The sequence below is a fragment of the Microcystis sp. LE19-10.1B genome (assembly GCF_027530565.1).
Taxonomy (GTDB): domain Bacteria; phylum Cyanobacteriota; class Cyanobacteriia; order Cyanobacteriales; family Microcystaceae; genus Microcystis; species Microcystis aeruginosa.
Genome location: NZ_JAPZQM010000702.1, coordinates 1 through 4,813 on the forward strand (window position 1 = coordinate 1; position 4,813 = coordinate 4,813).

Here is a 4,813-nt window from a genome sequence, read left to right on the forward strand (position 1 = left end):
AACCCTTATATAGAAAGGCATTTGGCGATTTTTGTCAATTATTTTTGATCTAGAGCGAACTAATCAATTAAGTCTCTTGCCAGATAAGGATTTAGTCGATTTATGCCCCCCTATCGAACCATAACAAGTAACGAAGAGCCAGATTTGCTAAACTGAGGACAATAATCGCTTATTTTCAAGGTGTTAACTAAATGTGGTGGCAAAGTTCTCGGTTAGACCGTATTGAAGCCAGTCTAGAGGCAAGTCAGCAGCGAATAGAGCGAATAGAAAGCAATATTGACAGATTAGCAGAAATCAGTGAGGCAACGAATCGGCGTATTGATCGGTTTGTGGAAGCTACTGCTCAACAAATGGAGGAATCTAAGGCTCGTATTGACCAACTGCAACAAGGGATGGAACAGCTTCAGCGTGCAGTTGGCTATTTTTTAAGTCAGGACGGTAACTAACGATCGCCTTTTCAAAAATCAAAAAACCCCGTTAGCTTACAATCACTTGCTTCAATGAATGAGCATGGTACTACGGCTAGAGAAAAAAGAGGTGCGTTACATTTCATTAACACACCCTACCAGATCGGCGTACTGCTACGCAGTTCCTTCGGCATCGCACCACGGCTAGAGAAAAAAGAGGTGCGTTACATTTCATTAACTACAAGATCGGCTAATTTCAAGGATTAATCTGTGAGATTTTGGTGATGTGAGGAGCTCCTTGTGGTGGTTTATAAATATAGACCAGTACTACGAGATCAGGTGCGTTAGGATAAACAACTTTTCCTTTACATAAAAAGCAGTAATTCATCCCCGCAACAACCTGAGTTGCAAAGGCCAATGGGGTGTATTCTACCCCAACAAAACCTTTTAAAGCGGCGTCAAATACATTTTTTGCGGATTCAGTTATAGCAAAACTAAAAGCGGTCCATTCACCAGATGCGTATGACATAATATCCACCTTTTCGATGGTCGCATACATGATATGCCCGAAACTGTTGCGACCTTCCAGTCGCGAGCGTATTCTCAGTATTTATTATACAGCAAATTTCCGAATAACAATCCTCAGAGTAACGATATGTAAACACTCTCGACATATCATACTAAATTCGTTTATTAAAGACTGATTATATATTTTCCCTTTTGCCTCTTGCCTCTTGCCTTTTGCCTGTCCTCATAATTAGCCTAAACTCAACGGATTTAGTAAGCTAAACGGCTTTTACTTCGGATCACCGATATAGACTCCAAAAGGGTTATAGCTATTGGATCATGCAGGTTAAGCGCCGTTTAGCTTATTAGCACCATCGCAGCGAACTTTTCCGCATATCATAACCAAAAGCGTATTAGCCAGAGCATATCCCTAACAACAAACTGAAATAAAATAGACTTTTCGGGAAGTCTAGCACTACTTGCTTCAGTCCACCCCACAATTACCTAATTTTCGGGGAAAAAGTGCCTAAAATTTCCCCTTGATCGCTCTTATGTTCGGCACTTTTTGAGGGCAAAAAAATCTAAAAATCTTAGCCAACAATGTTTTTAGATTTATTCAGCCAACCCTAAGTTAAATTTTGAGTTGATCGATTAAATCGCGCATAATTTTGGCCGAATTATGTAACTGTTCCGTTTCTCTGGGACTGAGAGCAAGATTCAGAGTTTTAATTACTCCTTTCTCGTTAACCACCGAGGGAATACTTAAACACACATCTTTGAGACCGTATTGACCATCGAGGAGAGTGCTAATAGTGAGAATTCTTTCTTGGGAACGTAAAATCGCTTTAACGATATCCGTGGTAGCTAAACCGATCGCATAGCTAGTATAACCCTTGCGTTTGATAATTTCATAGGCGGCGTTTTTAACCTGAAGAAAAATTTCTGTTAAGCTTTCTTGGTCGGCCGCGCTTAAATCCTGCCAATCTCCTTCTAGTAACCTTGCTCCTCCGATATTGGCCGAACTCCAGACAGCAAGCTCACTATCCCCGTGTTCACCGATAATATATGCGTGGACGTTACGCGCATCTACATGGAGTTGGGTGGATAAAAGAGAGCGTAAACGGCCAGAATCTAGCACCGTACCCGAACCAATCACCCTAGAAGGCGGAAAATTGGTGATTTTCAGGGTAACATAGGTCATGATATCGACGGGATTACTCACCACCAAAATCAAAGCACTGGGGCAGTAAACAGCCACATCCTCCAGAATACGGCGAAAAATCGCCACATTTCGCTCAAGGAGATGTAATCTGGTTTCTCCCTCTTTTTGGGCGGCCCCGGCAGTAATAATCACCACATCGGCATTTTGTCCCACATCGGCCACGGTTCCCATTTTCAAGTCTGTGGGTTCAATAAAAGGCATTCCGTGCCTTAAATCCATCACTTCCCCTTCGACTTTATCCGTGGCGATATCTTGCAGAATTAATTCATCAAAACAGTCTTGAATTAACATCGAGTAAGCGCAGGCCATCCCCACCTGACCAACACCGATAATTACCCCCTTGCGAGGACGTAGAGGAGCGGGTTTTTCAGCGTAGGGATTGGGAGTAAATATTTTATCTAGCATAGATTTTTGCAGTTACTGGCTCGGTAAGCTCATTTTAAGGGGGAATGGTTAATATCAGGTAAAAGGAGACTATAAAGAGATTTTGAGGACGTTACCGGCCATTTTTTTCCGGTAAGTAGCTGGTTATAATTAAATTAAAAATGGATTTTAGGTTCGATCCCCCCTGCCCCCCTTGATAAGGGGGGTGCCGATAGGCGGGGGGATCCCCCCTGCCCCCCTTGATAAGGGGGGTGTCTGACAACTTTTAACGCCTACCTACTTAATTGGTCGGACAAATTTCTTGTCTTTATTCCCTGACCCCTAGTTTAAGAGAATTGAGGGCCGCTGACAGCTTCAGGCTATATCCTAAAATTAGGGATAAAGTGACAGTAGGAGGCGAACCGATGATCTATCACATCACTACAGAAAGAGGTTGGCAAATAGCTCGTGAAATGGGGGAATATCGGGCGTATTCCCTAAAAAATGAGGGATTTATCCATTGCTCCACCTTAGAACAAATTCCGAAAGTTGTGGCCGCTTTTTATCAAAATCAGCCAGACTTGCTGGTTTTAGCCATTTCTCCTGAACAATTGCAGTCCCCGGTGAAATGGGAGCAGCCCCAGCATCCTAACCCAGAAAATGCAACTCTAGAGCTAGAAAAAGAGACCTTTCCCCATATTTACGGTGCTATCAACCTAGAATCGGTAGTTTTTGTCAAACCCTTACAGGATTTGCTCAATTCCTAGAACTAAATCATCTAACTCTTGGTAATCGGGGAGAGTAGTATCAATGCTCAACCCGCGCCGAATCACAAGGCGATCCCACTGTGGTCGCGATAATAGCTCGCTAAAGTAGCGAGCCTTGAAAATTAACAAATTTGCCTCTAGACCCGTCTTAATGCGCCCTAAATGGGGCAATCCGAGCAGATTGGCTGGGGTGAGGGTGACACTATTTACCCAGTCAGCGTAGGGTGTGTCGAGATGAGCAATCCGCACCGCTTGGGTAAAGACTTCTAAACCATCGTGATCCCCAAAACCATAAAAGGGATCGCGACAGTTATCACTGGCAAAAGCAACCGGAATTCCCGCTTTTTTCATCTCTTTTACCTTAGTTGTCCCGCGCCAAAAGGGGGTTTTTTCCTCTTGACGATCCTGTAGGTAGAGATTGCACATCGGCAAGCTAACGATAGCAATGCCCGCATTTTTGACTAAATTTAAAGTTTCTTGGATTATTTCATGGGATTGTACCGCTAAACTGCAACAGTGACCACAGATGATTTGTCCGTCAAATTGCTCTTTGATAGCAGTACGCGCGATCGCTGCTAAACAGGTAGAATCGGAATCGCCGTTTTCATCCAGATGAAAATCGAGATTTAAACCCCTTTCTTGGGCTAATTTGAAGGTAATATCAATTTGTGCCTGTAAATCGGCATTTGTGTAGGCTACTCCCCCCAATATACCCCCAAATTCGGCAATTTTATCGGCTAGGGCCGCTCCCTCGGAGGTTTGATAGTAGTCAAGGGAAACTAGAGAAACCGCTTGCAGGGTGATTTTACCGGCCCATTGTCGTTGCAATTCTCCCAAAGCAGTTAAGCTAATCTGTGCCTGTTGACCAAAAGAGTCGATATGGGTGCGAATAGCGGCGGTTCCGTGGGCATAACTGCATTTAACGCCGAATTCCATGCGACGATACACATCCTCTAAGCGCCACTCCCGTCGGGAATCCTCTAGGGCCATTTTTAAGGCACTGTCAAAAGTGCCATCATGGTTAGGACAACGATGCCAACTATGACCTTTATCGAGATGGGTGTGCATATCAACAAAGCAAGGAAAAACAATCTTTTTTTTGAGGTCAATAACGGGAATATTATCTTCGGGGGGGATTGTTGAGGTGATGCGATTAATGTAACCGTCATTAATTTCCAGATTAACTAAGGTTAATCCCTCGGAGGTTTGGGGAGAGAAACTCTCATTTTCTAGCAGGGAAACGGGAATATGAGCATTTTTGAGCCAGTAGCGCTCGCTTGAGGGAATCATAAGACCTCTGGTAAAAATCAAAAATTGTTGTTAGAATTAGGAGCCAGTCGTCGGTGCATCTCACATTTGCAGGAATACCGACAGTCAGCAATTATCAGTAACTCTTATAGCGGTTCTCACACCTGTGTGACACAGTTAAACCTTTGCTAATTAAGCTTTTCAACATCGATAATGTACCTCTTGCGAACAGGAAACGCTATAGATAATTACAAATGTATCAGCAGCTGCGTGTAAGCATCCCACCGAAAAACTAATGC

The 4,813-nt window shown here is 43.5% G+C and carries 5 protein-coding genes; 2 read left to right on the forward strand and 3 right to left on the reverse strand.

The window, feature by feature from the left end; translation table 11 throughout:
• The first annotated feature begins 191 nt into the window (after nt 1-191).
• Entirely contained in the window at nt 192-446 is a 255-nt protein-coding gene (locus tag O9332_RS24890) for a hypothetical protein (RefSeq protein WP_002737596.1), read from the forward strand.
• A 217-nt stretch (nt 447-663) separates the two neighbouring features.
• Here O9332_RS24890 and O9332_RS24895 read toward each other — a convergent pair whose 3' ends face one another.
• Both O9332_RS24895 and O9332_RS24900 read right to left on the reverse strand, forming a co-directional pair.
• Nucleotides 664-966 carry a hypothetical protein gene (locus O9332_RS24895; protein WP_002763207.1) on the reverse strand — a complete coding sequence of 101 codons (303 nt, stop codon included), beginning with the start codon at nt 964-966 and terminating at the stop codon, nt 664-666.
• Nucleotides 967-1,545: 579 nt separating this feature from the next.
• Nucleotides 1,546-2,541, reverse strand: a complete 996-nt coding sequence (locus O9332_RS24900; protein ID WP_002763206.1) for an L-lactate dehydrogenase — start codon at nt 2,539-2,541, stop codon at nt 1,546-1,548.
• 383 nt (nt 2,542-2,924) lie between these two features.
• Here O9332_RS24900 and O9332_RS24905 point away from each other — a divergent pair, with 383 nt between their 5' ends.
• A complete protein-coding gene (locus tag O9332_RS24905; RefSeq protein WP_287638283.1) occupies nt 2,925-3,266 on the forward strand; it encodes a DUF952 domain-containing protein in 342 nt (113 codons plus the stop codon).
• Here O9332_RS24905 and O9332_RS24910 read toward each other — a convergent pair.
• Nucleotides 3,243-4,556: a cytosine deaminase gene (locus O9332_RS24910; protein WP_002763203.1), complete on the reverse strand. Its 1,314-nt coding sequence runs from the start codon at nt 4,554-4,556 to the stop codon at nt 3,243-3,245. The genes O9332_RS24905 and O9332_RS24910 overlap by 24 nt on opposite strands.
• Nucleotides 4,557-4,813: the final 257 nt, after the last annotated feature.

Coding starts and splice junctions, on each gene's coding strand:
- O9332_RS24890 (WP_002737596.1), top strand. CDS start 192: ATGTGGTGGCAAAGTTCTCGGTTAGACCGTATTGAAGCCAGTCTAGAG.
- O9332_RS24895 (WP_002763207.1), bottom strand. CDS start 966: ATGTATGCGACCATCGAAAAGGTGGATATTATGTCATACGCATCTGGT.
- O9332_RS24900 (WP_002763206.1), bottom strand. CDS start 2,541: ATGCTAGATAAAATATTTACTCCCAATCCCTACGCTGAAAAACCCGCT.
- O9332_RS24905 (WP_287638283.1), top strand. CDS start 2,925: ATGATCTATCACATCACTACAGAAAGAGGTTGGCAAATAGCTCGTGAA.
- O9332_RS24910 (WP_002763203.1), bottom strand. CDS start 4,556: ATGATTCCCTCAAGCGAGCGCTACTGGCTCAAAAATGCTCATATTCCC.